The organism is Flavobacterium sp. GT3P67, from assembly GCF_004349155.1.
GTDB classification, from domain to species: Bacteria; Bacteroidota; Bacteroidia; order Flavobacteriales; family Flavobacteriaceae; genus Flavobacterium; species Flavobacterium ranwuense.
In genome coordinates this window covers 1,001,471-1,026,128 of record NZ_SMLF01000001.1, presented here as the reverse complement: position 1 = coordinate 1,026,128, position 24,658 = coordinate 1,001,471, and the positions used below count along the sequence as shown (strand labels likewise).

Here is a 24,658-nt window from a genome sequence, read left to right as displayed (position 1 = left end):
TTATAGTTTTTTAAGTACTATTTTTTCGTTTTGTTTATCAATAATTTTTTGAAATAAATTTTTTAAATTACTATAATATTCTGCTTCCATAATAGCAGTATTTATTTCTTTAGTAATAATGATTTGAATTTTATTCCCTTCTACCTGAGTATTAATTACAAATAAAATCACATTGTCTTCAGAAGCTATCTTTACTGATTTCGGAATAGATTCCACTATATAATCCTCAGGAATTTCTATATTTATGTTGTATTTTTCATGCTTTGGATACCCAAAATAAATAGGCATTTGCCTTTTCTCCTGAACGAATGGATTTTTCTTTAACGTAAAAAACAATAGAGGATCAATAAACATTTTACCTCCTATAATTTCACAATGGTTATCTGAAGTAAAAGTAAAAGTTTCTGTAACTGGTTTTGACATATCGGTATCTCTATTTCCAATACTGTAGTCATTAATCAGTATTCCGTCCAAATTATTTTCTATTTTTTCCAGATAATTTTCTTCATTTTGTTGTGCATTTTTTTCTCTAAAACTATATGCTTCATAGGCCATCTTTTGAACTCTAAATTTACCAGTAATGTGCCCGAGATTATTAATTTTTGTCATCAAAGTATAATTAACTTTAGATGGCATAGTTGGCACAAGATTAATCTCTTGAGAAGTTCCGTCTTGTTTAAGGAGTCGCCCAGTCCAGTTCAATACATTCAAAGGCAAAATATTCTGTGTAGTATATTTATGTGTTGCATCTAACAAAATTTGTTTCCCATCAAGATCAGCTGCCACAATTACATAATTAAAAACTGTTCTATTAGGAAAAGCAGGAACGCCATGTTCTATAGTACTTATCAAAACAGGATTGGCATTTATACCCGCTAATTTTAACATTGCTATTAATATAAAATTTATTTCAGCGACATTTCCAGTTTTGTCCAGATAGGCCTGTTTTACTCCTTTTTCAGTAAAATAACCATTTTCTTTATTCCAATTCATTTTGCTTTGAACAAATTTAAAAATGATGTCTAATTTCTCGTCATCAGAAACAGCATTTTTAAGTATCAATTTAACATCTTGGAGAAGATGAAGCTGTTCATTAAGTTCCTTTCCAAAATTTTTATTTTCAAAAATAGTTTTTGCAACCCCTTCCCAAGTTATTGAATAATCCTTGACGGGTTGTTCAGGAAAACGAGTTCTTTCTAACTCATTTTGAATAGAAGATTTATAATTTCTAATATTATCAACATAATCTTCTTCTTTGATTCCTGGTATATTTTCCGTTATATAGCTACTATTAATCTGTCTATAACTTAAATTGGCCGTTCTTTTGTACTCATCTTCAAAACTTTGAGAGCCATTGACAAATTTCGTATCCGATTTAACTTTTACATATCCAGTCAAAATTGGCTTATAAATAAAAAATTCTGGTATCTCAGTAATGTATTCAGAATAGTTTATCGGAATATCATATTGGTTATCATAAACAGGAAACTTTACAATATTTTCAGATTTCAAAACATATTTAAACTCTATAACGGAACCAACTTTAACATTAGGCATTGATATCGTTGCTTGATTCCAATATTCGTTTACATTTTTCTTGAAACTTCCTTCGCCATTTAGCTTTGTTTTTACTACAGTACTATTCTCAATATTATATGTTACTGCATTAGAAAATTTTACAGATTCATCATTCATATCTTCGTAACCGACATAATATGGGACTTCAAAATTTGCCCAACTTAAACCTTCTTTTTTGTATATTTTGATTCTATAAGTATATTCATGAATAACCGTAAAACCTCTATTTAAATTATACTTAAAAATGGTTCTAGCTTTTTTATACAAAATGGAGGCAACGGCAGTTGTATCTTCGGCATGAAACCTTTCTAAGAGCTCTTTGTTTGATACTTTTCCTAATTCAGAATTTTGTGCATTTGTTTTCACAATAGTCAGAAAAAGCAATAACACAGCTATAACTTTGATTATTTTCATATGACTACACTTTTTTAAGCACTATTTTTTCGTTTTGCTTATCAATCATTTGTTGAAAAAAATCTTTTAATACATCATAAAAATTTGCCGGTACAATAGCTGTATTTATATTTTCGGCAATAGAAATCTGAATTTTATTTCCTTCATTAGCAATTATATATTTAAAAGCGCCGACATTCTCCCCTGTTGCAATATTCATCACTTTAGGCAAGGATTCCACAACATAGCCTTCTGGAATTTCTATGTTAATATTATACTTATTTTCAGTTGGATAGCCAAAATCTACAGGATATTCCCTTACCTCTTGCTTAAAAGAATTCTCTTTCGAAGCCAAGAAAATCAATGGTGAAATATAGATTTTATCGTTTATTACTTCCACTGTTTTGGAATCCTTGAACGAATAGCTTTCCACGATTGGCTTTGCTAAATCCAGTTCATTTTCCCTAACGTAGTCACTAATCTCTATGTTATTGTTTTTATTTTCCAATGCCTCCAAATAACTATCCTTGCTTGTAACTAAATGCTTTTGTCTAAAATACAAAGCCTCATGATTTGTAAACTGAGTTCTGATTTTCCCATCAATGGAACCATTAATCCCCAATACAAGATTCATAATTGTAGATTCTTTTGAAAGGGCTTTAGGCATTAAATCAACCTCTGTAGAGGTGCCGTCCTTTCTGATCAATCTTCCGAACCAATTCAGATCCCTTAACGGTAAAACATTGGGCACTGAGTATTTCTCGGTTGCATCCAATAATACCAAACCGTCATTCACTTCTACAGCCGCAATAACATAATCAAAAGCTGTTCTATTAGGGAATAATGCTACTCCGTTAGCGCGTGTACTTAACAATACCGGATTAGCATTGATTCCAGCATAACGCAACATAGCGGTGAGCATAAGGTTAATTTCGGCTACATTTCCTGTTTTGTCTTTATAGGCTTTCTTTACGCCATCGTTACAAGAATAACCATAATAATTATTCCATTTCACACTAGATTTAACGTAATTAAAAATAGCTGTTATTTTTTCTTCTTGGGTATTCAAACCTTTAATTAAAGCATTTATATCATCTTCAAAATAACCTGTTTTATCCAATTCCGGCCCAAAATCATTATACTCATAAATCGTTTTTACTACTGATTTCCAATCGGTTGAATACGACTTCAAAGGCTGATTAGGGTATTGCGTCATTGACAATTCCTGTACCAAACTTGATGTATAATTATCAATATTATTTACAAAAGATTCTTCATTCAACGCCGGTAAATTCTCTGCTAAATAAGTGGTTCTGGTTTCTTCATATTCTAGTGCACTTTCATAAAATGATGTATTCACATTACTAGAAGCTGTTCCAGCTTGTTTACTTTCCATATCCAAAAATTTTATTGTTTTTGGTCTTTTCTCTACTGTTACTTTTGGAAAAACAAATCCTTTTTGATTGGTATTATAAATAAAATATTGTGGAATAAAAGTTCTATACTCTGAATAATTTACCGGAATTGTCGTCTGGAAACTATACTCTCTCGGCATTACAATACTCAACGATCGAATTGTATACTGAAATTCTATTACAGACCCTTCTTTTATATTTGGCATTGTTATCTTTTTATGCCCCAAAAATCTATTGATGGTCTCATCAAATATTCCGTCACTTTTCAGTTTCGTTTTCTCAATTTTCCCATCCAGTAAATTGTATGTTACAGCATCCGTAAAGGAGACATTTTCTTTAGAATTATTTCCTAAATAGTAGCGCACTTTTTGATTTGCCCAATCATAACCCTCTTTTTTATAAATCTTAATCCTAGTTTTCACTTCCGTTATCATTACAAAACCTTCGCTTTTATTATATTCAAGACTCATCTTTCCTTTTTTGAATAATATCGCCGCTACTGCAGAAGGGTCTTTAGGATGCTCTTTCTCTTCTAATTCAGCAATCGAAACTTTACCCAATTCAAAGTTTTGAGCGGTGCTTTTTGAGACCGAAATAAGAAATAATAAAAAGAGGAGCGATTTTTTAAATTGCATGGTTTTATTGGTTTTGGGTTAGAATAATTTTGGCATTATCATTTTTTGAAATCTGTTCTATAAAAAGACGGTATTCATCATATTCTTTACTGGAATACAATCCTTTTTTCAAGAACACACTCCGTTTGTAAACCAGATTATTGTTGTCTTTTTTGACAATCTCTGTTTTGTATTCTCCGAATTTACTTTTCAATTCAAAATTATTGGGTAAAAATTCAACAGAAAAACCCGAAGGCAAAGCTATAGTTACCTCATCTGTATCACTATAACCTCTTTGAATTTCAAGTGGATTATTACGATTTCGGATTCGCTTTACAGTTCCTCCCATTTGGTTATAGCCATTGACAACAAACATTATTTTATTTCCGGAAACATTTCCATAATTTACTGCACTGATTTCAGCATTTTCAGTAAATCTTACGTTCTCTTTATCGTTTGAGAATGTTATTTTATCAATCTTTAAATTATTGATATTACTCCAATATCTTTTATAATGTGCTTCTTTGTCCGTTGGCTGTACATTTTCAATAGGTGCTTTTTGACTGTATTGTGAACCCTCCGAAACAATTGTTATTTTTCCGGAAAAATCTCCCGTTTCTGAAACCGAATAGTTCCCTTTACTAATCTGAGAGTTGTCTTTATCTTCATAAATTTTAGTCCTAACAATCTCTCCTCCATCTGGTTTTATAACTAAAACTTCTCTGTCGTCTGTAAAAGTACCTTGATATCCAAACGGATCATCTTGACTGGTACATTCTAACCATATATAATTATTTCCATTTGGAATAGACAAAATAACGTGATTGCCTTGCATGGATACAAAATCAGACTGAATGCTTAACTTTTTTCTATCTCCATACAGAATGGTATAATACGAAGGCACACTTACCACATCCAATAAGGCCTTAGTATAATTAGTCAATGCTTTACAATCTCCATATCCAAGACGATCCACATCACTGGCAAGCATAGGTTTCCATCCGCCAATTCCAACTTGAATACTGATATATCTTACTTTTTGTTGTACAAAATTGTAAATTAATTTTGCTTTTTTAATTGGGTCTTTTTCATCTCCGACAAGGGCCTTTGCTTTCATTTTGGTTTCATCTGACAAAATCCCTGTTCCTGATAAAATTTTATCGGAATACCATTGCCCAAACTCCTTCCAAGTCTTTGCATTACCATCTACTCCTTCTAAATGAAATAACTCTAATCCCATCATCACTTTTGGAAAAATGGAACTATTAACCGGGCTGTAATCTTCCTGCTTTTGAGCCAGAATATTCGTAGCAGTATACGAGAGTTGTGTTGCAGTATCTATAGTTTTATCAATTTTAGAATTAGAAAAATTGAATTCCATTTTCTTGAAACCTAAATTATCTGGATACTTTACATTCAAAACGCTTTTCTCTACACTTACAAAATAATTATTTAATGGATACCACTGTGGAATAAAAGCTGTAGTAGAGGTTTCTATTTCGCTATCAAAAACTATTGTAAAGGGATACTGGATGGGAGTGTAATCTAAATAAAGATAACGGTTATCCGAAAAAAGGGTACCGCCATCAACAGCACTTTGGTCTTTAAAATCTTTGCGCTTAATTTTTTTGATTTCTTTTCCTAAAATATCATAAACAGTTGCCTCGATATTTCTAATATTGGTCCTTTTATCATAACTTTCAATAGCGTCAATTGCACTAAGACCTTTTTCATTTAGAACCGTTACCACTCTTTTAGTGATGATATTCATGCTTCTTTGTGAAGCAATAATTATGTCTATTTGATTTAGACGAACAACAGCATTAGCATTTTCTTTTAAGCTATCTGAAATGTTCAAAGAGTTATATTCTATCTTTTGAGCAAAAATAAAAGAAGTAAAAAACAAAAATAGGAAAGAGATATATTTGAAAATCATAAAAATTCTTTTTATCAAAAATATAAGAATTTTTCGATTAAAGAAAACTTAATCTCTATTTTTACTATCGATGATTATGGTAACAGGTCCATCATTTAATAAAAGTACTTTCATATCCGCACCAAAGATGCCGGTTTGTACTTTTTTACCAATTTCTTTCTCCATCTGAATTACAAAATTCTCGTATAACGGAATGGCAACTTCTGGTTTTGAAGCTTTTATATAAGAGGGACGATTTCCTTTTTTGGTAGAAGCATGCAATGTAAATTGACTTACCACAATTATATCTCCGTCAATAGCTTTAACCGAAAGATTCATAACATCATTTTCATCCCCGAAAATGCGGATATTAATAATCTTATTAACCAGCCAACTGCTGTCTTCTTGCGTATCGCTATCTTCAATTCCAACTAAAACCAACAACCCTTTTTGGATATCAGCTACAATTTTATTGTCAATGGTTACGGAAGCTGAGGAAACTCTTTGAAGGACGATTTTCATTTTTAAAATTGAAATTGATTTTTGAAATTGTTATTGTTATTCCCTAGTCTTATCACTGATTATTCGATCTTCATTATGAATGTCGGTACGATAATTTTCATCATCCCCTTCCAGAATTTTAAGGTAACTTCTATAACGGGACCAGGCGATTTCGTCTTTTTCCAAAGCTGCTTTGATAGCACAATGCGGCTCGTCTTTATGCAAGCAATTATTGAACTTACATTGCTCCTTCAATTTGAAAAACTCAGGAAAATAACCACTGATTTCTTCTTTTTCCATATCCACAATTCCAAAACCTTTGATACCTGGCGTATCGATGATTCTGGCATTAAAAGACAAATCATACATTTCGGCAAAAGTCGTAGTATGCTGTCCTTGTTTACTAGCTTCAGAAATTGTTTTTGTTTTTAGATGTAAAGAAGGTTCCATTGCATTTACCAAAGTTGATTTCCCAACACCAGAATGTCCGGAGAACATACTCACTTTGCCAATCATCATTTCTTTCAACTCCTCAATTCCTTTCATTTCAGTCGAAGATACGCGCAAACATTTGTATCCAATTTCCTGATATACGTGCTGCATGTACAATTGTTCGTCTAAAGTGGCGTCATCAAAAGTATCGATTTTATTAAAAACCAATATCGTTTCAATTCCGTATGCTTCAGCAGTAACCAGAAAACGATCAATAAAATTAAAAGTAGTTGGCGGATTATTTATGGTAACCAACAAGAAAACGCGATCAATATTAGACGCAATAATATGCATCTGATGCGATAAATTCACAGATTTTCGAACAATATAATTCTTCCTGTCGTGAATTTTATGAATGGTTCCCGTAACGGTATCGGATGATTCTTCGAGTTCATAATCCACAACATCGCCCACAGCAATAGGATTGGTACTTTTGATTCCTTTAATTCGGAATTTCCCTTTCATACGGCATTCGATAAAATCACCTTGTTCGGATTTTACGGTGTACCAACTTCCTGTAGATTTGTATACGAGTCCTGTCATTGAGGATTTTTGATTGAAGATTAACGATTTCTGATTTCTAATTTAAAATCTAAGACTTTGCAAAGATAAAGGATTTATGGAGGATTTTTGATTGAAGATTAACGATTTTAGATTTCTGATTTTAGAAGACTCTAAAATAAACAGAAAATCCCAAAACTATAAGCCTTGGGATTTCTATAAAAATCTAAATTTTACGACTCCCGAAATCAGAAATCGTTAATCTACAATCTTAAATTATTTTATGCATTCAACACTTTTTCTTGGTGACCAATACTTTCTTGGTGAATCGCTTTGAACATTTTCAGTACAAACTCTTCAGTCAATCCTTTTTTCTCACCCTCTAAAATCATTTTTCCTAGAATTTCGTTCCAACGATTGTTTTGCAAAACAGCAACGTTAGCGTCTTTTTTCACCTGACCTATTTCGTCAGCCACTTTCATACGTTTTCCTAGTAAATCCAATAAGTTTTCATCCAAGATATCGATATTTGTTCTCAATTTTTTCATTTTTTGAGTAAACTCATCTGACATATCATCTACTTTTCTTACTTTCAAATCAATAAAAATTTGTTTCAAAGCGGTTGGAGTTACTTGTTGTGCAGCGTCACTCCAAGCATTGTCCGGGTCGTAATGTGTTTCTATAATCATACCGTCATAATTCAAATCTAATGCTTCTTGCGTTACTTCAAGAATCATGTTACGGTCACCTGTAATGTGTGAAGGGTCAATGATCAAAGGCAAATCAGGGAACTTGTTTTGCAATTCGATCGCAATTTGCCATTCTGGAATATTTCTGTATTTGGTTTTTTCGTAAGTAGAAAAACCTCTGTGAATTACCCCTAATTTTTCGATACCAGCATTGTACAAACGCTCAACGCCACCCAACCACAAAGACAAATCTGGATTTACCGGATTCTTAACCAATACGATTTTTTTAGTTCCTGCTAAAGCATCTGCGATTTCTTGCATTGCAAATGGGTTTACTGTCGTTCTGGCACCAATCCACAATACATCGATATCATATTCCAAAGCCAATTTTACGTGAGCAGCATTTGCCACTTCCGTTCCCATTAGCAATCCTGTTTGTTCTTTGGCCTTTTTCAACCACTTCAACCCTATTTCTCCTACTCCTTCAAATCCTCCCGGACGCGTTCTAGGTTTCCAAATTCCTGCTCTAAAAACACTTACATCTGAATCTTTCAATTCATGTGCAATTTTCAATACTTGTTCTTCTGTTTCAGCACTACAAGGTCCTGCAATCACAAATGGATGAGTCAAATTGAATTCATTCAACCAATTTCTCATTTCTTTCTTGTTTTCCATCTTTTCTAAATTTTTCCCCACCCCAGCCCTCCCCGAAGGGGAAGGAGCCATAAATGGATAATTGTTAATGTTTAATTATTTTATTATGTGTTGTTCTTTTTTTGAAACTGTTTTCTGAGACTGTGCCTGTGCCTGTGTACTGAAAACGGCTTACTTTTTTATATTAATTCCGTTTAATATTTCTTTTATTTTATTCACGCTTTGCATTTCATTATAAATTGCTTCGTAATCCTCCTTTTCTAATAATTCTTTAAACTTTGATAAATTCGAAATGTATTCATCCAATGTTTTTACAACCTGTTTCCTGTTTTGTTTAAAAATAGGCGTCCACATTGCTGGGGAACTTTTGGCCAAACGAACCGTACTTTCAAAACCGGAACCTGCCATATCAAAAATATCCTGTTCATCTTTCTCTTTATTGATTACCGTTTTTCCAAGCATAAAGGCACTGATATGCGATAAATGCGACACATAAGCAATGTGTTTGTCATGTGATTTTGGATCCATGTAACGGATTCTCATTCCCATTTCTTTAAACAAATCCAACGCTTTTTCCTGCAATTTGAATGTTGTTTTCTCGACTTCGCAAATAATATTCGTCTTCCCTTGAAACAATCCTTTTATCGCCGCCGAAGGTCCTGAAAATTCCGTTCCTGCAATAGGATGCGTGGCAATAAAATGCCGCCTTTTAGGATGGTTGGCAACCGCTTCGCAAATAGGTATTTTTGTTGAACCCACTTCAAAAACAATCGTAGTATCCCCAACAACATCCAATACTTTTGGCAAAACAATCAGCGCTACATCAACGGGAACTGAAACAATCACAAAATCCGCATCAACTAAATCATCAAATGTCGCAGCTTTATCAACAACTCCTAATGCTAAGGCTTCCGCCAAATGGCTTTCGTTGTTATCAATTCCATAAATTGTGGCTTCCGGATGCAACGTTTTAATGTCCAATACCATCGAACCGCCTATCAATCCTATTCCTATTACAAATACTTTCATCTTTTTATTTTTATACCTACAATGTTTTAAAAACCTTGCAAGAAAATCTAAAATCTAGAATCGTTAATCTAAAATCTATTTATAGCCTCTTGTACTTTTTCTTCTTTTACACAAAGTGCAAATCGTATGTATCCTTCTCCATTAGAACCAAAAATGGTCCCCGGCGTGATAAAAATTGATTTCTCATATAAAATTTCATCAATGAATTTCTCTGCTGATGTAATTCCGTCCGGCAATTTTGCCCAAACAAATAATCCAACTCCTTCTTTGTATACTGTACATCCTAATTTCTCCGCCAGTTGTTCGGTAAGAATTCTACGTTTTCTATAAATCGCATTCATCGATTCAAACCAAGTCTTGTCACTTTTCAAAGCTTCAATTGCTCCTTTTTGAATCCCGTAAAACATTCCGCTGTCCATGTTACTTTTTACTTTTAGTACGGCATCAATACAAGCTGCATTTCCTAAAACCATTCCAACTCTCCAACCTGCCATATTAAAAGTCTTACTCAAAGAATTTAATTCTAATGCCACCTCTTTTGCACCTTCCACTTGCAATAAACTCATCGGATTGTCATTCAACACAAAACTATAAGGATTGTCGTTGACTAATAATATCTGATGTTTCTTGGCAAAAGCCACCAACTTTTCAAATAACTCTAAACTTCCTCTAGCTCCTGTTGGCATGTGCGGATAACCAATCCACATGATTTTTACTTTCGACAAATCAAGTTCTTCCAAAGCTTCAAAATCCGGTTCCCAGTTATTTGCTTCTTTAAGATCGTAATAAACGGGTACTGCCCCAACAAGATTTGTCACTGAAGTGTAGGTAGGATAACCCGGATTTGGAATCAAAACCTGGTCGCCTTCATTCAAGAAAGCCAGTGAAATATGCATAATCCCTTCTTTGGAACCCATCAAAGGCAAAATCTCAGTATTCGGATTCAATGCTACCCGAAAGTTATTCTGATAAAAATCAGCCATTCCATTTCTCAGTTCCGGTAACCCTTGGTAACTTTGGTATTGATGCGCATTTTCATCTTGCATGGCTAGAACCACTGCATCAATCACCGCTTGTGAAGGCTGCAAATCAGGGCTTCCAATTCCCATATTGATAATGGGCTTCCCTTCAGATGCCAGTTGCCTTACTTCTCTCAATTTTGAGGAGAAATAATATTCTTCAATTATATCCAGACGTTTCGCTGTATTAATCATGGTTTTGTATTTTTATATTCTCCTAAAACTTTAAAATATTCTGCCATAATCGCTAATAATGCTTTGGCTTTGGCATAATCTTCATATTCTTCAAAAGTGACATCTACAAAAAAAGAATATTTCCACGGCGTTTCTATTTTTGGCAAGGATTGTATCTTGGTCAAATTCAATTTGCAATCACTCATAACATTCAGAACTGCTGCCAAACTACCTCGTTTATGATCCAGTTCGAATTTAATAGAAGCCCTGTTAATTTCTTTTTCTGCCACAAATGAATTCTCTTTTTTCAGAATCACAAATCGAGTCATATTATTATTAATCGTTTGTATTTCGGGGAACAAAATTTCTAAATCATACAATTCCGAAGCTGTTTTACTCGCAATTGCCGCAATCCCTTTCAATTGTTTTTGGTGTATTCTTCGTGCTGTTTCGGCAGTATCTTTGTCCTCAACTAATTTTATGTTTGGGTATTTTTTTAGGAACTCCATACATTGTAATAAAGCCATAGGATGAGAATGTACTTCTTGAATATCTTCCATTTTTTGACCTCTTAGCGCCATTAAATTCTGATGAATATTCAAATAATGCTCTCCTATAATGTGCAAATTATTTTTATCGATCAAAGCGTAATTCGGTATTATCGGTCCTGCAATAGAGTTTTCTATCGCCATAACCGCCTGATCTGACTTACCTGATAACAAGCTGTCAACCAACTCTTCAAACGACAAACATTCATCAACAGCTACATTCTGATTGAAATATTCCTGTGCCACCTGATGATGAAAAGAACCCGTTATGCCTTGTATTCCAATTATTTCATTCATTTTACAAACTTTTAAGCAAAAAAAAATCCCGATTTGCATCGGGATTGTATATTTATATTATCAATTTAATTTTATAATTAAATAACCATACAACAATCCCTTTCAACTTTCCAGAAGAAATAATAAGAGTTGCTAAAATAAAATCGGTTATTCAACATGATGTTGTTTTTTGTATTAATTTCTATGCAAATGTAGAACATATTTTAACCCAACCAAAAAAAACATTTGATTATATGTAACAAAAAAAGAATTCTTTGTTAAAACTACTTTTTATTACAAAATACCTAAAAAAGAGACTTCTAACTTGCCACTTATTACCGATTTCTAAATGCTTTTTTCAACTAATTCTAACTCAAAAAGCATTTAAGTGGTTAAATTTGCCGAAAGCCATTTTTTTCCCTCCGCAATTCGGGTCACTACCATTGCCGAAACCAAATCTCCATTCGCATTCAATAATGTTGCCATAGGATCCACTAAGGTTCCCACAATCATCGCTGCTGGCAACGCTTGTTCCATAGGAAATCCATAAACGGTTATCGCCAGAATTTCTCCTATATAACCTCCGTTTGGAATTCCACCCTCGACTACCGAAACAATTACAGTAATTCCTAAAGCCATCAGTAAGGTCTCAGGATCCGTAAAATCTTTACCAAACATGGCAAAAATAACCGCAATTTTTATAATGGACGACATACTCGAACCATCTTTATGCAAAGGTGCACCGAGTGGAATAACTACATTCCTGATATGACTCGGGATATTCATTTTTTCTGCTCCTTCCAAATTGGCAGGAATTGTCGCAATGCTGCTGCAGGTTCCCAATGCCGTTAATGAAGGCGTAATATTATTTTTCCAAAATACTTTAAATCCTAATTTTCCTCCAGCTATAAAAGCGTACAAACTAAAAAATACGACAAAGTAAAAAGCGCAAACTGCATAATAAAGTCCCAACGGTTTTGCATAAGCGCCAAATAATTGCGGTCCAAAAATTCCAACTTGATACGCAAAATAAGCACCCAAACCTATTGGAGCTGTTTTCATGATTATGTGTAGCAATTGCTTCATCACTTCATTTCCTGAATTTAGGAACCTACTGAAATCTTTCCCTTTTTCACCCGAATGCAAACTGGAGAATCCTATTAAAAAAGAAAATATAATGAGCGCCAACATATTTTTACGAGACAAAAGTTCAAAGAAGTCACTTGCGGTAAGCAACTGGGTAATTTGTGAACCCGCAGAACTTTCCTGAATGCTTTCTAATGGAATTTTAGAAATGATAATATCTTGCTGAATGGGAAATAACAATACCCCAACAATCATCAAAATGGCTGAAATCAATACTGTACTTAAAAATACGCCAATGACAATTACAAACAATTTACCGAGTTTCTCTGATTTTTCTAAATTGGCAATCGAAGATGCAATCGTAAAAAAGATCAATGGAATGATTGCTGTGAACAATAAATTCAGAAATATATCGCCCAAAGGCTTAATCACTTCTACTCCTTTTCCAAAAACTAAACCCAATATACTTCCTGCCAGAATACCGCCAAGTAGCAATAAAATGCTTTTGTAGTTTTTCAAGAAACTGCTCGATTGTGTATTTTTCAAATTCATTTCTATATAGTTTATGGTAAATATATAAATCTAATGCAGAATATCATCTCGTTTTGTAAAACTTTGATAAAGGACTTTTTAGTTATTGGGCTACAAAAAACAATAAATCAAGAACAATTCTGTTTACTTTTGCAACAAAATATATTCCATGTCAATAGAAGTAAATAATATATCCAAAAGCTACGGTGCCCAAAAAGCACTGGATAACATTTCATTTTCCATTAATAAAGGAGAAATCGTTGGCTTTTTAGGTCCAAATGGAGCCGGGAAATCGACTTTAATGAAAATATTGACAACTTATATCAATGCCGATGAAGGATCAGCATTGGTAAACGGACACGATGTAAACACTCAACAAAAAGCCGTGCAACTTTCCATTGGCTATTTGCCGGAACACAATCCGTTGTATTTGGATTTATATGTACGGGAATATTTGGCTTTTAATGCCGATGTCTATAAAGTATCCAAATCCCGTATCGAAGAAGTAATTCAACTGACCGGCTTAAGTTCCGAAAGTCATAAAAAGATAGGACAATTATCCAAAGGATACCGTCAACGCGTAGGTCTGGCCAATGCTTTATTACACAACCCAGACGTTTTAATTCTTGACGAACCAACAACTGGTTTAGACCCAAACCAATTAATGGAAATTCGCAATGTTATTAAAAACGTAGGAAAAGACAAAACCGTTTTTCTATCTACGCACATTATGCAGGAAGTCGAAGCGATTTGTGACCGTGTTATTATCATCAACAATGGTAAAATTGTGGCCGACAAAAAACTAGACAATTTGATTTCTGAAAATAAGGAGCAAGTTATCGAAGTAGAATTTGATTATAAAATCGAAGAACAAGCCATTGCTAAAATCGAAAATCTTACTTCTTATAAAAATACGCACGATATGATTTGGGAATTGACTTTCAAAGCGGATAAAGACATGCGTCCAGCCGTTTTTGATTTTGCAACAGCAAATGGTTTGAAAACATTGCAACTGAATCAGAAGAATAAAAATTTGGAAGCGGTTTTTAGAGAGATTACGAAGTAGTTTCCAACTAAAAAAAGCTCGTTTAAAATGAATTTAAACGAGCTTTTTTTATGAAATACGATTGGAAATTAAAAAACCTTACTTGCGATTTGTCTAATATTCTCTGATTTCCCCATAGAATAATAGTGCAAAACGGGAACACCGGCTGCTTTAAGTTCAAGCGATTGTTGGATTGCCCATTCAATTCCCACTTGTCTGATATCGGCATTGGTTTTGCACTGATCCACGGCATGAATCAAATCTTCGGGTAAATCAATTCTGAAAATTTGAGGTAATATTTGCATGTGTCTTTGTACCGCAATAGGTTTGATTCCTGGAATAATAGGTACTGTAATCCCCATTTCTCTTGCTCTTGCAACAAACTCAAAGTATTTAGCATTGTCAAAAAACATTTGTGTTACCACATAATCGGCACCTGCATCTACCTTTTCTTTCAATCTTTTTAAATCGGATTGTAAGGATGGTGATTCTAAATGTTTTTCTGGATAACCGGCAACACCAATACAAAAATTGGCTTTATTATCAACATCCATAACATCATGCAGGTATTTTCCACAATTCAATTGGTTGATTTGTTTCACCAAATCAACTGCAAAATCATTCCCTCCTTGTTTCGGAATAAAATATTGCTCGTCTTTCATCGCATCGCCACGCAAAGCCATCACATTATCAATTCCCAAATAATGACAATCGACCAATAAATACTCCGTTTCTTCTTTGGTAAACCCTCCACAAAGTACGTGCGGAATAGTGTCTACATTGTATTTGTGCTTAATAGAAGCACAGATACCTAATGTTCCCGGACGCATTCTAGTCAGTTTTTTATCCAATAAACCATTGCCTTTATCAACGTAAATATATTCTTCGCGAGAAGTCGTTACATCTATAAAAGGAGGTTTGAACTCCATCAACGGATCAATATTATCGTATAATTCCTGAATACTTTTCCCTTTTTGTGGCGGAATAATTTCAAAGGAGAATAATGTTTTCTCTTTTGCGTCTTCTATATGTTGTGTTACTTTCATCTTAAGTCTTAAAGTTTGAATGTCGAATGTCGAAAGTCACGTCCTTTGGACTTTATGACTTTTGACTTCATGACTAATTTAATCTGCTATATTCGGATTCAACCATTTCATGGCTACTTCTGTCGAAACGCTTCTACGTTTGGCGTAATCAATAACTTGGTCTTCTTTTATTTTTCCAAGTCCAAAATACCTACTTTCCGGATTTCCAAAATAATAACCCGATACCGAAGAAGCCGGCCACATCGCCATGCTTTCCGTCAAAGTAACTCCTATTTCCTTTTCCACATTCAGTAATTTCCAAATCGTAGGTTTTTCTAAATGGTCAGGACAAGCCGGATAACCAGGTGCCGGGCGAATTCCTTTGTAATCTTCAGCAATCATTGCCTCAGTACTTAAATTTTCATCAGATGAATAACCCCAAATTTCTTTACGGATTTTTTCGTGCAAATATTCGGCAAAAGCTTCCGCAAAACGATCTGCCAATGCTTTCACCATAATCGAATTGTAATCGTCTAAATCCTTTTCGAATTCAGCAGCCCATTCGTCAACTCCAAAGCCTGTTGTTACACAAAACGCACCCATATAGTCTGTTTTACCACCGTCTTTCGGTGCAATAAAATCAGATAAAGCAATATTTGGAGCTCCTTTTGTTTTTTGTGATTGTTGACGCAGCGTTAAGAATTTCTCCAAAACTTTTCCGTTTTCGTCACTCAATTCGATATCATCGTCATTGACTTGATTCGCTGGAAAAATCCCGTAAATCCCTTTGGCAGTTAACTTCTTTTCTCTCAAAATCACTTCTAACATTTCTTGCGCATCTGCAAAAACTGACGTTGCTTGTTCTCCTACTACCTCATCCGTTAAAATAGCCGGGTATTTTCCGAACAATTCCCATGTTCTAAAAAATGGGGTCCAGTCAATATACGGAACCAAAACATCCAAATCGACTTCGATGGTTTGTTCTCCAATTATATTTGGTTTTACAGGAGTAAAATTCTCCCAATCCAATTGCAATTTATTTTTACGAGCTTGCTCAATGGTCAAGAAATTTTTGTCGCGCGAACGGTTCAAAAACGTCTCTCTAAACGCATCGTATTCTGCTCGAATGTCGCTTGCGTATATTTTTTTATCCTTGTTCAATAAACTTCCAGCAACCGTTACGGCTCTCGAAGCATCATTAACGTGAATAACCGTTTCTCTATATTGTGGCGCAATTTTAACGGCTGTATGTGCACGCGAAGTCGTTGCTCCTCCAATCATGATTGGGATTTTAAGTCCTCTTTTATCCAATTCCTTGGCGAGATAAACCATTTCGTCCAGTGACGGCGTGATCAATCCGCTCAACCCAATAATATCTACGTTGTGTTCTATGGCCGCTGCAATAATTTTTTCGGGAGGCACCATTACGCCCAAATCTACAATCTCATAATTATTACACGCCAATACTACCGAAACAATATTTTTACCAATATCGTGTACATCGCCTTTTACGGTTGCCATCAGGATTTTTCCATTTCCTTGCTTGTCACCTGCTTGTTTGCTAGCTTCTATGTAAGGCAACAAATAGGCTACGGCTTTTTTCATAACTCGTGCTGATTTTACTACTTGTGGCAAAAACATTTTACCGGAACCAAACAAATCACCCACAACATTCATTCCTGTCATTAAGTTGATTTCGATAACTTCGATGGGTTTTGTGGCTGCCAATCGAGCTTCTTCAACATCTAGTTCTATAAAGGCATCAACACCTTTTACAAGGGAATGCGTAATTCGTTCTTGAACGGTACCCGAACGCCATTCTTGAACCGCTTTTTCATTGCTCTTTACATCTCCTTTTACATTTTCTGCAAAGTCCAATAATCTTTCCGTGGCATCATCACGACGGTTTAGAATTACATCTTCAACATGTTCTAATAGATCTTTTGGAATTTCGTCATAAATAGAAAGCATTTCCGGATTCACGATACCCATAGTCATACCATGTTGAATCGCATGATATAAAAACACCGAGTGCATCGCTTCCCGTACCGTGTCATTTCCTCTAAACGAAAACGAAACATTACTTACACCTCCACTAATATGTGCATGCGGAAGATTTTCCCTAACCCATTTAGTCCCTCTAAAGAAATCTAATGCATTCAGGCGGTGTTCTTCCATTCCTGTCGCAACTGGAAATATATTCAAATCGAAAATAATATCCTGCGGTGGAAAACCAACTTTATTCACCAAAATATCATACGACCGTTGGCAAATTTCTACCCTGCGTTCGTAATTATCAGCTTGTCCCGTTTCATCAAAAGCCATAATAATTGCCGCAGCACCATAGCGCTTAATCAATTTGGCGTGATGAATAAATTGTTCTTCGCCTTCCTTCAAAGAAATTGAGTTTACGACACTCTTTCCTTGCACTACTTTTAGACCCGCTTCGATAATATCCCATTTCGAGCTATCAATCATGATGGGAACTCTGGAAATATCTGGTTCTGCGGCAATTAAATTCAGGAATTTTGTCATGGCATATTCGCCATCCAGCATTCCTTCATCCATATTAATATCGATAATTTGTGCGCCACCTTCCACTTGCTCTTTAGCTATGCTGAGTGCTTCTTCGTATTTTTCTTCCTTGATTAATCGAAGGAATTTTCTAGAACCTGTTACATTCGTTCGTTCGCCAATGTTAACGAAAACGCTGTTAGGCGTAATTATTAAAGGTTCTAATCCCGATAATACAAGGTTTCTTCTTTTCTCTGCGTGTGCCATTTTTGTTTTATTTTTACCGCTAATTCACTAATTTTTTTTCAAAAACAAACGTTCCATTCGTGAATTATTGGTTATAATTTAGACGCGATACATCTCGTCTTTACTACATTGTTGCTGTTGATACTCTAGGTTTATACTCCTTTGCTATATCAGCAATCAACTTGATATGTTCTGGTGTTGTTCCGCAACAACCGCCTATGATATTTACTAAATTATCGTCTAAATATTCTTTGATAAAGGCCTGCATTTGCTCCGGCGTTTCATCGTATTCTCCAAATGCGTTGGGCAATCCTGCATTAGGATGTGCCGATACATTGAATGACGTATTATGCGCCAAGGTTTGTAGGTACGGTTTCAACAAATCGGCTCCCAAAGCACAATTAAACCCTACGCTCAACAACGGAATGTGCGAAACCGAAACCAAAAAAGCTTCTACAGTTTGACCCGAAAGTGTTCTCCCTGACGCATCCGTAATCGTTCCAGAAACCATGATTGGAATATCGATATTGCGTTCGTCTTTGACTTCTTCTATCGCGAAAAGGGCAGCTTTGGCGTTTAAAGTGTCGAAAATAGTTTCGACCAATAATAAATCACAGCCACCATCCATTAAAGCTTCCACTTGTTGTTTGTAAGCAATTCGTAAATCATCGAAAGTTACGGCTCGGTAACCTGGATCGTTTACGTCTGGTGACATGCTCGCCGTTCTGTTTGTTGGGCCTATTGAACCTGCCACAAAACGAGGCTTGTCTGGATTTTTTGCTGTAAATTCATCGGCTACTTCACGGGCAATTCTTGCCGATTCGTAGTTGAGTTCGTAAACATATTCTTCCAGATAATAATCGGCCATACCGATGGTGGTTCCAGAAAAAGTATTGGTTTCAACGATATCTGCTCCCGCTTCAAAATAGGCGGCGTGAACCGCTTTGATGGCTTGCGGTTGCGTGAGTGACAATAAATCGTTATTCCCTTTTAAGGAATGCGGAAAATCTTTGAAACGCTCTCCTCGAAAATCTTCTTCGGAGAAATTGTAACGCTGTAACATGGTTCCCATTGCTCCATCGAGAATGAGTATGTTTTTTTTGATGGCTTCTTGAATACTTGACATTTTTATTTTTTTAATTGTTGTGTTCTAATGGTTAAAATAAAACCAAAAAATCACAAATTTTTTCTCTTTAGTCCCGATTACTTCACATTGCTTCCATTTTTCATAGGAGTTCAGTGAACTACGTTTGAAGTGGAAATCCTTTTTGTTTTTTTTCTTTAAAAAACAAAAAGATTGCAACGTAAAGCGGGAACTCTATTGGCAAAAATGCGCCAATTGTTCGCTCTAAAAAAAATATCGATATGTTGTCAGGAAAAGGTTTGAGAAATACTAAGTGAGTATTCGTGTGTTATCTATCTTAGATACTGAAACTGGTTCTGTATAAAGTAGAATGTAGCACCTTCTTTAAAGATAAAGGGTTGCTAAGGTTTCATTGGGTCTTTCCCTCCGCCTTTCGTGATAACTTTCAATAAATATATGAACAGTGCAAAGTAAAGACATAGCGCTAATACTTGCAAGTATTAGCGCTATTTTTTTTTAAAAAGGATTTTCGAATGATGATTAACGATTTTTGATTTCAGATTTATGTGACATCCTAAATTCTAAAAATCAATTTTCTCGACAAATAAAATAGTTCGTCTTATTTTAAAATTCTGCAATCAAAAATCGTTAATCTACAATCTTAAATTATTAAACTATGGCTTTGACCACGGCTTTTGGAGCTTCTTTACGAGTTCCGTCAAATCCGTCAACACCAGAAACTGTAGTGTATTTCAATACATATTTCTTACCCGGGTTGATGATTTGGTACGCTGCCTGACACATTAAAGTCGCTTCGTGAAATCCACAAAGAATCAATTTTAATTTTCCTGGATATGTATTTACGTCACCAATGGCAAAAATTCCAGGAATGTTCGTTTGATAATCCAAAGCATTATTTACTTTGATGGCATTTTTTTCAATGTCCAATCCCCAATCTCCGATAGGCCCTAATTTTGGTGTTAATCCAAAAAGCGGTATGAAATAGTCTGTAGGAATGGTTCTGTGCGCTCCATTTTCCTCAATGTCTATTGATTCTAAATGCTCCGCTCCATTCAGACCAACTACTTCTGCCGGTGTGATCATTCTTATTTTTCCTGAATTTTTCAATTCCTGTACTTTTTCTACAGAATCTAAAGCGCCTCTAAATTCATTTCTTCTGTGAATCAAAGTCACTTCGGAAGCAATATTCGACAAGAAAATACTCCAGTCTAAAGCAGAATCACCACCTCCGGCAATTACCACTCTTTTGTCTCTGAATTTCTCCGGATTTTTGATAAAGTATTTAATTCCTTTGTCTTCGTAAAATTCAATGTCTTCGATCAATGGTTTTCTTGGTTCAAAACTTCCCAAACCACCAGCAATCGCAACAACCGAAGCATGAAATCTTTTCCCTTTATTTGAGGTTACAATAAAACTTCCGTCTTCTTGTTTTTCAATGGTTTCGGCACGTTCTCCCAGCGTGAATCCCGGTTCAAACTGCTTGATTTGTTCCATTAAATTATCAACCAAATCTCCGGCTAATACTTCCGGAAATCCCGGAATATCATAGATTGGTTTTTTTGGATATAATTCAGATAATTGCCCGCCAGCTTGAGGCAAGGCATCTAAAATATGACATTTCAGTTTTAATAATCCAGCTTCAAAAACTGCAAATAAACCTGTTGGTCCGGCTCCTATAATTAATATGTCTGTTTTAACCATTTTTTTATTCTTTATATGTGTAATTATGCTAAACTATTTTACTGCAAATTAACGATAGATTTTTACTGCTTTAAATGATAAATATCATTCGTTATTTTGCGATGCTTTTATTCTTTATTTTTTAACGCTTCGGTAATTTCATTCATTTTTTGCACTTTTTCTTCGAAATTTCCTTTCAGCGTTTTGCGATATTCATTTAGGTTTTCGACCATTTTATTAATATCGTCCGGAATTATTTCTTCGAAAAACTCTCGTAATCTCTTGGCTGTTGTCGGTGATTTTCCGTTTGTCGAAATCGCAATTTTCACATTTCCTTTGGTTACAATTCCACCCAAATAATAATCACATAAATCCGGTGTATCGGCAATATTACAAATCAAGTGTCTTTTTCGAGACAAATCAAATACTCGTTTATTCACTTTCAAATCATCAGTACAAGCAATAACCATATGCCGTTTCTTCAACATTTTTTTCTTGAACTTGGCTTTAGTCAATTTCACCGAAGGATGTTTTTCGACCAACTCTTCCAGTTCTGGCAAAAACTTTGGCGCCACCACCTCAACATTTGCATTTGGACTGGATTTTAACATAAATGATAGCTTTTCCAAACCCACATTTCCTCCTCCTACAATAAGTACATTGAGGTTGTGCAGTTTTAAAAAAATAGGATATAATTCATTTCTTTCCATAATCCTCTACTCAGCCTCACCAAAGGAAAGGAATCCGAGTTTTGTTAATTGTTATATTAATTCTTTTGAAATAAATTCTTCGTAAAACCCTTTCAATTTATTACTTTCTCTTACTACTTCCCCAATAACAATTATCGCTGGCGAACTTAATTTATTCTCAGTAACAACTTGTTGAATTGTATCTATAGTCCCGACACCTATTTTTTCATCTGACATAGTTCCGTTTTGAATGACCGCTACGGGAATTTCCCCTTTGGATTCCTTTTGAAATAATGCTATAATTTGTTCCAATTTACTCATCCCCATCAAGATCACCACTGTTGCCGAAGACTGTGCTGCCAAGGCAACATCGTTCGATAATTTTCTGGCGGAAGTCGTTCCGGTAATTACCCAAAAACTTTCGGACACTCCTCTTTTGGTCAAAGAAATCCCTTGATAAGCGGGAACTGCAATCGATGATGAGATTCCAGGAATAACAAAGGTAGGAATTCCAAAGCTTTCTACATACTCTATTTCTTCGCTTCCTCTTCCAAATATAAATGGATCACCGCCTTTTAATCGAACCACATTACCATACGTAAGCGCATTATCCACAATCAACTGATTGATTTGATCTTGCGAATATTCATGACAGCCTTTTCTTTTTCCAACAAATATTTTAATGGATTTCTTTGGCGCATAAGTCAATATTTCCTCATTGGCCAAAGCATCATACAAAACCACTTGAGCTTCGGCAAGTGCTTTTGCGCCTTTGATGGTAAGCAAATCAGGATCTCCCGGACCTGCTCCAACTAAGGTTACGAATGGTTCTACTTTATTTCTCATCTGCTAAATCTTTTGCTCTATACGATTCTATATTTTCAAAAAAGGCTGCTGCTTCTTGAATGTATTTTTGTGCAAATTCCCCCGAAGGTTCATTTTGGTTGATTTGATATACCAAATCTCTTAACGAAGACTCCAATACAATTTTATTGGTTTCAATAAAAACAGTATCAAACAAATCGATAATTCCTGCGTGATTATTGGTCTTTTGATTTTCGGCAAGCAATAATGCTTTGGCACCATTTACAAAACCGGCATATGCTAAATAAATAGCATCTGCCCATTTTTTATCATCAAAAGCTTCTTGTGCAAACGTTAATTTATCTTTGGCTTCCAATAATAAAGTCGCTACCAAATCAATTACAACTCCGGCACATTCTCCTACTCCAACTGCTTTTACGTAGTTATCGGCATTTCCCCAATCTACGAAATCAGCTTCGGTCAAATTAGTTACATCTGCTAATGGTTTCAAAAATTCGTAAAAATATTTCTCACCTTTAGCGTCGTAATAATTCAAGAATGATTGTCCATTTGCATTCGCTTCAAAATCATTTAAGATGAAACGCAAGGCATCAGGTCCTCTTCTGCTTGGAATTTTGATTACTTTATCTGAAAACCTTCCTGATCCGTTTCCTAAATTTCCTCCGCCTAATAATACTTGAAGTGCCGGCGCCACCAATTTCCCAGAATTAATTGACATTCCCTGGAAACCAATTTCGGCCATATTGTGTTGTCCACAAGCATTCATACAACCACTAATTTTAATCGTGATCTCCTGATTGTTGCTGTATTGTGGATATTCCGTTTCCAAAACTCTTTCCAACTCTACCGCAATTCCTGTGCTGCTTGCAATCCCTAGATTACACGTATCCGTTCCCGGACAAGCGGTGATATCTGCTGTGGAATTATATCCTAAATCAACAAAATTAAGCCTAGCTAATTCTTGGTAGAAAAATTCCAAATTTTCTTCTTTTACATGACGTATCAGAATATCCTGTCTCAACGTAAAACGCAATTCATTAGCGGCATAATTTTTAATCAATTCTGCCAATGCTCTCGCTGTATCAGTATAAAAATCTCCTAATAAAACTTTGATTCCAATCGCTACATATCCGGCTTGTTTCTGAGGAAAAACATTTGATTTTTTCCAAGCTTCGAAAGCAGCAGTGTCTTCAATTACTACTTTTGGCGCTACCAATAAAGGAGCAGGAATTTCTCCTTCAAAAGCAGCCGTATCGATTTCAACCGTTTGGTAAGACAAAGCTTTTTTCTCTTCTTCCACCAATCGTAAAAACTCGTCTCTCCCAATATCTTTGATCAAGAATTTCATACGTGCTTTCAAACGTTTGGCTCTTTCACCGAAACGATCAAATATTCTCAAAACACCTTCAGTTGTTGGGATAATTTGGTTTACCGGAATAAACTCCGATAACAATTCCGCATGACTGGGCTGAGAACCTAATCCCCCACCTAACATTACTTTAAATCCTTTTTCGCCATTTACAATTTTTGGAATAAAACCTAAATCGTGTAAATAACTTAATCCTGTATCTTTATCCGAAGAAGAAAACGACATTTTGAATTTACGTCCCATTTCCTGACAAACTGGGTTTCTCAAGAAAAACTGAAACAACGCGTGTGCATACGGCGAAACATCAAAAGGTTCTTCCGTATCGATTCCTGCAGTTTCACTAGCAGTAATATTTCTCACGGTATTTCCACAAGCTTCACGAAGTGTAACATCATCTTTCTCTAATTCAGCCCAAAGCTGTGGCGTCCTGTCCAAACTCACATAGTGAATCTGAATATCCTGACGCGTTGTAATGTGTAAACGTCCTGTTGAATATTCATCAGAAACTTTGGTAATACGCAATAATTGTTCGCTTGTCACTTTTCCAAAAGGCAATTTGATACGAATCATTTGAACGCCTTCCTGACGCTGACCGTAAACTCCTCTAGCCAAACGAAGGCTGCGGAAACGTTCATCATCAATTTTCCCGTCACGGAATAAAGCAATTTTTCTTTCTAAATCGATAATGTCTTTTTGGACAATCGGGTCTTCTATTTCGGTTCTAAAACTTTGCATAATTATATTG

At 35.1% G+C, this 24,658-nt stretch carries 18 protein-coding genes and 1 riboswitch; of the genes, 1 reads left to right on the top strand and 17 read right to left on the bottom strand.

Going from position 1 to position 24,658, the window contains the following annotated elements:
- The 10 genes from E0H99_RS04405 to E0H99_RS04360 form a co-directional block, all read right to left on the bottom strand.
- Nucleotides 1-1,992 carry a DUF3857 domain-containing protein gene (locus tag E0H99_RS04405; RefSeq protein ID WP_131991535.1) on the bottom strand — a complete coding sequence of 664 codons (1,992 nt, stop codon included), beginning with the start codon at nucleotides 1,990-1,992 and terminating at the stop codon, nucleotides 1-3.
- Between the two features lie 4 nt (nucleotides 1,993-1,996).
- Complete coding sequence (locus E0H99_RS04400; RefSeq protein WP_131991533.1) at nucleotides 1,997-4,021, bottom strand: DUF3857 domain-containing protein; 2,025 nt, start codon at nucleotides 4,019-4,021, stop codon at nucleotides 1,997-1,999.
- 4 nt (nucleotides 4,022-4,025) lie between these two features.
- The gene (locus tag E0H99_RS04395) at nucleotides 4,026-5,936 is read right to left on the bottom strand and encodes a DUF3857 domain-containing protein (protein ID WP_131991531.1); all 1,911 of its coding nucleotides are present in this window, start codon (nucleotides 5,934-5,936) and stop codon (nucleotides 4,026-4,028) included.
- 48 nt (nucleotides 5,937-5,984) lie between these two features.
- Complete coding sequence (gene dtd, locus E0H99_RS04390) at nucleotides 5,985-6,437, bottom strand: D-aminoacyl-tRNA deacylase (RefSeq protein WP_131991529.1); 453 nt, start codon at nucleotides 6,435-6,437, stop codon at nucleotides 5,985-5,987.
- A gap of 36 nt (nucleotides 6,438-6,473) precedes the next feature.
- A complete protein-coding gene (gene rsgA, locus E0H99_RS04385; protein WP_131991527.1) occupies nucleotides 6,474-7,451 on the bottom strand; it encodes a ribosome small subunit-dependent GTPase A in 978 nt (325 codons plus the stop codon).
- A gap of 239 nt (nucleotides 7,452-7,690) precedes the next feature.
- Nucleotides 7,691-8,773, bottom strand: a complete 1,083-nt coding sequence (locus tag E0H99_RS04380) for a bifunctional 3-deoxy-7-phosphoheptulonate synthase/chorismate mutase type II (protein ID WP_131991525.1) — start codon at nucleotides 8,771-8,773, stop codon at nucleotides 7,691-7,693.
- A gap of 150 nt (nucleotides 8,774-8,923) precedes the next feature.
- On the bottom strand, nucleotides 8,924-9,781 hold the full coding sequence (locus E0H99_RS04375) for a prephenate dehydrogenase (RefSeq protein ID WP_131991523.1): 858 nt from the start codon (nucleotides 9,779-9,781) through the stop codon (nucleotides 8,924-8,926).
- A gap of 68 nt (nucleotides 9,782-9,849) precedes the next feature.
- Nucleotides 9,850-10,995, bottom strand: coding sequence for an aminotransferase class I/II-fold pyridoxal phosphate-dependent enzyme (locus tag E0H99_RS04370; RefSeq protein WP_131991521.1), 1,146 nt, complete (start codon nucleotides 10,993-10,995; stop codon nucleotides 9,850-9,852).
- On the bottom strand, nucleotides 10,992-11,819 hold the full coding sequence (locus tag E0H99_RS04365) for a prephenate dehydratase (protein ID WP_131991519.1): 828 nt from the start codon (nucleotides 11,817-11,819) through the stop codon (nucleotides 10,992-10,994). The genes E0H99_RS04370 and E0H99_RS04365 overlap by 4 nt, the downstream gene beginning before the upstream one ends.
- A 363-nt stretch (nucleotides 11,820-12,182) precedes the next feature.
- The gene (locus E0H99_RS04360; RefSeq protein ID WP_131991517.1) at nucleotides 12,183-13,436 is read right to left on the bottom strand and encodes a dicarboxylate/amino acid:cation symporter; all 1,254 of its coding nucleotides are present in this window, start codon (nucleotides 13,434-13,436) and stop codon (nucleotides 12,183-12,185) included.
- Between the two features lie 148 nt (nucleotides 13,437-13,584).
- Between E0H99_RS04360 and gldA the strand changes: the two genes are divergently transcribed.
- The gene (gene gldA / locus E0H99_RS04355; RefSeq protein WP_131991515.1) at nucleotides 13,585-14,481 is read left to right on the top strand and encodes a gliding motility-associated ABC transporter ATP-binding subunit GldA; all 897 of its coding nucleotides are present in this window, start codon (nucleotides 13,585-13,587) and stop codon (nucleotides 14,479-14,481) included.
- Nucleotides 14,482-14,549: 68 nt separating this feature from the next.
- Here the strand turns inward: gldA and metF are convergent, their stop codons facing one another.
- The 7 genes from metF to E0H99_RS04320 all read right to left on the bottom strand — a co-directional run bounded on the left by metF (nucleotide 14,550) and on the right by E0H99_RS04320 (nucleotide 24,648).
- The gene (gene metF / locus E0H99_RS04350) at nucleotides 14,550-15,506 is read right to left on the bottom strand and encodes a methylenetetrahydrofolate reductase [NAD(P)H] (protein WP_131991513.1); all 957 of its coding nucleotides are present in this window, start codon (nucleotides 15,504-15,506) and stop codon (nucleotides 14,550-14,552) included.
- Nucleotides 15,507-15,584: 78 nt separating this feature from the next.
- Entirely contained in the window at nucleotides 15,585-18,266 is a 2,682-nt protein-coding gene (gene metH, locus E0H99_RS04345) for a methionine synthase (RefSeq protein ID WP_131991511.1), read from the bottom strand.
- A gap of 103 nt (nucleotides 18,267-18,369) precedes the next feature.
- On the bottom strand, nucleotides 18,370-19,371 hold the full coding sequence (locus E0H99_RS04340; protein WP_131991509.1) for a homocysteine S-methyltransferase family protein: 1,002 nt from the start codon (nucleotides 19,369-19,371) through the stop codon (nucleotides 18,370-18,372).
- A gap of 283 nt (nucleotides 19,372-19,654) precedes the next feature.
- Nucleotides 19,655-19,774: riboswitch (SAM riboswitch) on the bottom strand.
- Between the two features lie 224 nt (nucleotides 19,775-19,998).
- A complete protein-coding gene (locus E0H99_RS04335; protein WP_131991507.1) occupies nucleotides 19,999-21,051 on the bottom strand; it encodes an NAD(P)/FAD-dependent oxidoreductase in 1,053 nt (350 codons plus the stop codon).
- A gap of 107 nt (nucleotides 21,052-21,158) precedes the next feature.
- Nucleotides 21,159-21,740 (bottom strand): bifunctional precorrin-2 dehydrogenase/sirohydrochlorin ferrochelatase, encoded by a 582-nt coding sequence (locus E0H99_RS04330; protein ID WP_131991505.1) that lies wholly within the window; start codon nucleotides 21,738-21,740, stop codon nucleotides 21,159-21,161.
- Between the two features lie 51 nt (nucleotides 21,741-21,791).
- The gene (gene cobA, locus E0H99_RS04325; RefSeq protein ID WP_131991503.1) at nucleotides 21,792-22,565 is read right to left on the bottom strand and encodes a uroporphyrinogen-III C-methyltransferase; all 774 of its coding nucleotides are present in this window, start codon (nucleotides 22,563-22,565) and stop codon (nucleotides 21,792-21,794) included.
- Entirely contained in the window at nucleotides 22,555-24,648 is a 2,094-nt protein-coding gene (locus tag E0H99_RS04320; protein WP_131991501.1) for a HEPN domain-containing protein, read from the bottom strand. The genes cobA and E0H99_RS04320 overlap by 11 nt, the downstream gene beginning before the upstream one ends.
- Between the last annotated feature and the right edge of the window lie 10 nt (nucleotides 24,649-24,658).

What these genes read in the sequence shown, in the direction of transcription:
- E0H99_RS04340 (WP_131991509.1), bottom strand. Translation starts at nt 19,371, where the DNA reads ATGTCAAGTATTCAAGAAGCCATCAAAAAAAACATACTCATTCTCGAT.
- dtd (WP_131991529.1), bottom strand. Translation starts at nt 6,437, where the DNA reads ATGAAAATCGTCCTTCAAAGAGTTTCCTCAGCTTCCGTAACCATTGAC.
- E0H99_RS04370 (WP_131991521.1), bottom strand. Translation starts at nt 10,995, where the DNA reads ATGATTAATACAGCGAAACGTCTGGATATAATTGAAGAATATTATTTC.
- E0H99_RS04330 (WP_131991505.1), bottom strand. Translation starts at nt 21,740, where the DNA reads ATGGAAAGAAATGAATTATATCCTATTTTTTTAAAACTGCACAACCTC.
- gldA (WP_131991515.1), top strand. Translation starts at nt 13,585, where the DNA reads ATGTCAATAGAAGTAAATAATATATCCAAAAGCTACGGTGCCCAAAAA.
- E0H99_RS04395 (WP_131991531.1), bottom strand. Translation starts at nt 5,936, where the DNA reads ATGATTTTCAAATATATCTCTTTCCTATTTTTGTTTTTTACTTCTTTT.
- E0H99_RS04380 (WP_131991525.1), bottom strand. Translation starts at nt 8,773, where the DNA reads ATGGAAAACAAGAAAGAAATGAGAAATTGGTTGAATGAATTCAATTTG.
- rsgA (WP_131991527.1), bottom strand. Translation starts at nt 7,451, where the DNA reads ATGACAGGACTCGTATACAAATCTACAGGAAGTTGGTACACCGTAAAA.
- E0H99_RS04320 (WP_131991501.1), bottom strand. Translation starts at nt 24,648, where the DNA reads ATGCAAAGTTTTAGAACCGAAATAGAAGACCCGATTGTCCAAAAAGAC.
- E0H99_RS04365 (WP_131991519.1), bottom strand. Translation starts at nt 11,819, where the DNA reads ATGAATGAAATAATTGGAATACAAGGCATAACGGGTTCTTTTCATCAT.
- metF (WP_131991513.1), bottom strand. Translation starts at nt 15,506, where the DNA reads ATGAAAGTAACACAACATATAGAAGACGCAAAAGAGAAAACATTATTC.
- E0H99_RS04375 (WP_131991523.1), bottom strand. Translation starts at nt 9,781, where the DNA reads ATGAAAGTATTTGTAATAGGAATAGGATTGATAGGCGGTTCGATGGTA.
- cobA (WP_131991503.1), bottom strand. Translation starts at nt 22,565, where the DNA reads ATGAGAAATAAAGTAGAACCATTCGTAACCTTAGTTGGAGCAGGTCCG.
- E0H99_RS04405 (WP_131991535.1), bottom strand. Translation starts at nt 1,992, where the DNA reads ATGAAAATAATCAAAGTTATAGCTGTGTTATTGCTTTTTCTGACTATT.
- metH (WP_131991511.1), bottom strand. Translation starts at nt 18,266, where the DNA reads ATGGCACACGCAGAGAAAAGAAGAAACCTTGTATTATCGGGATTAGAA.
- E0H99_RS04360 (WP_131991517.1), bottom strand. Translation starts at nt 13,436, where the DNA reads ATGAATTTGAAAAATACACAATCGAGCAGTTTCTTGAAAAACTACAAA.
- E0H99_RS04335 (WP_131991507.1), bottom strand. Translation starts at nt 21,051, where the DNA reads ATGGTTAAAACAGACATATTAATTATAGGAGCCGGACCAACAGGTTTA.
- E0H99_RS04400 (WP_131991533.1), bottom strand. Translation starts at nt 4,021, where the DNA reads ATGCAATTTAAAAAATCGCTCCTCTTTTTATTATTTCTTATTTCGGTC.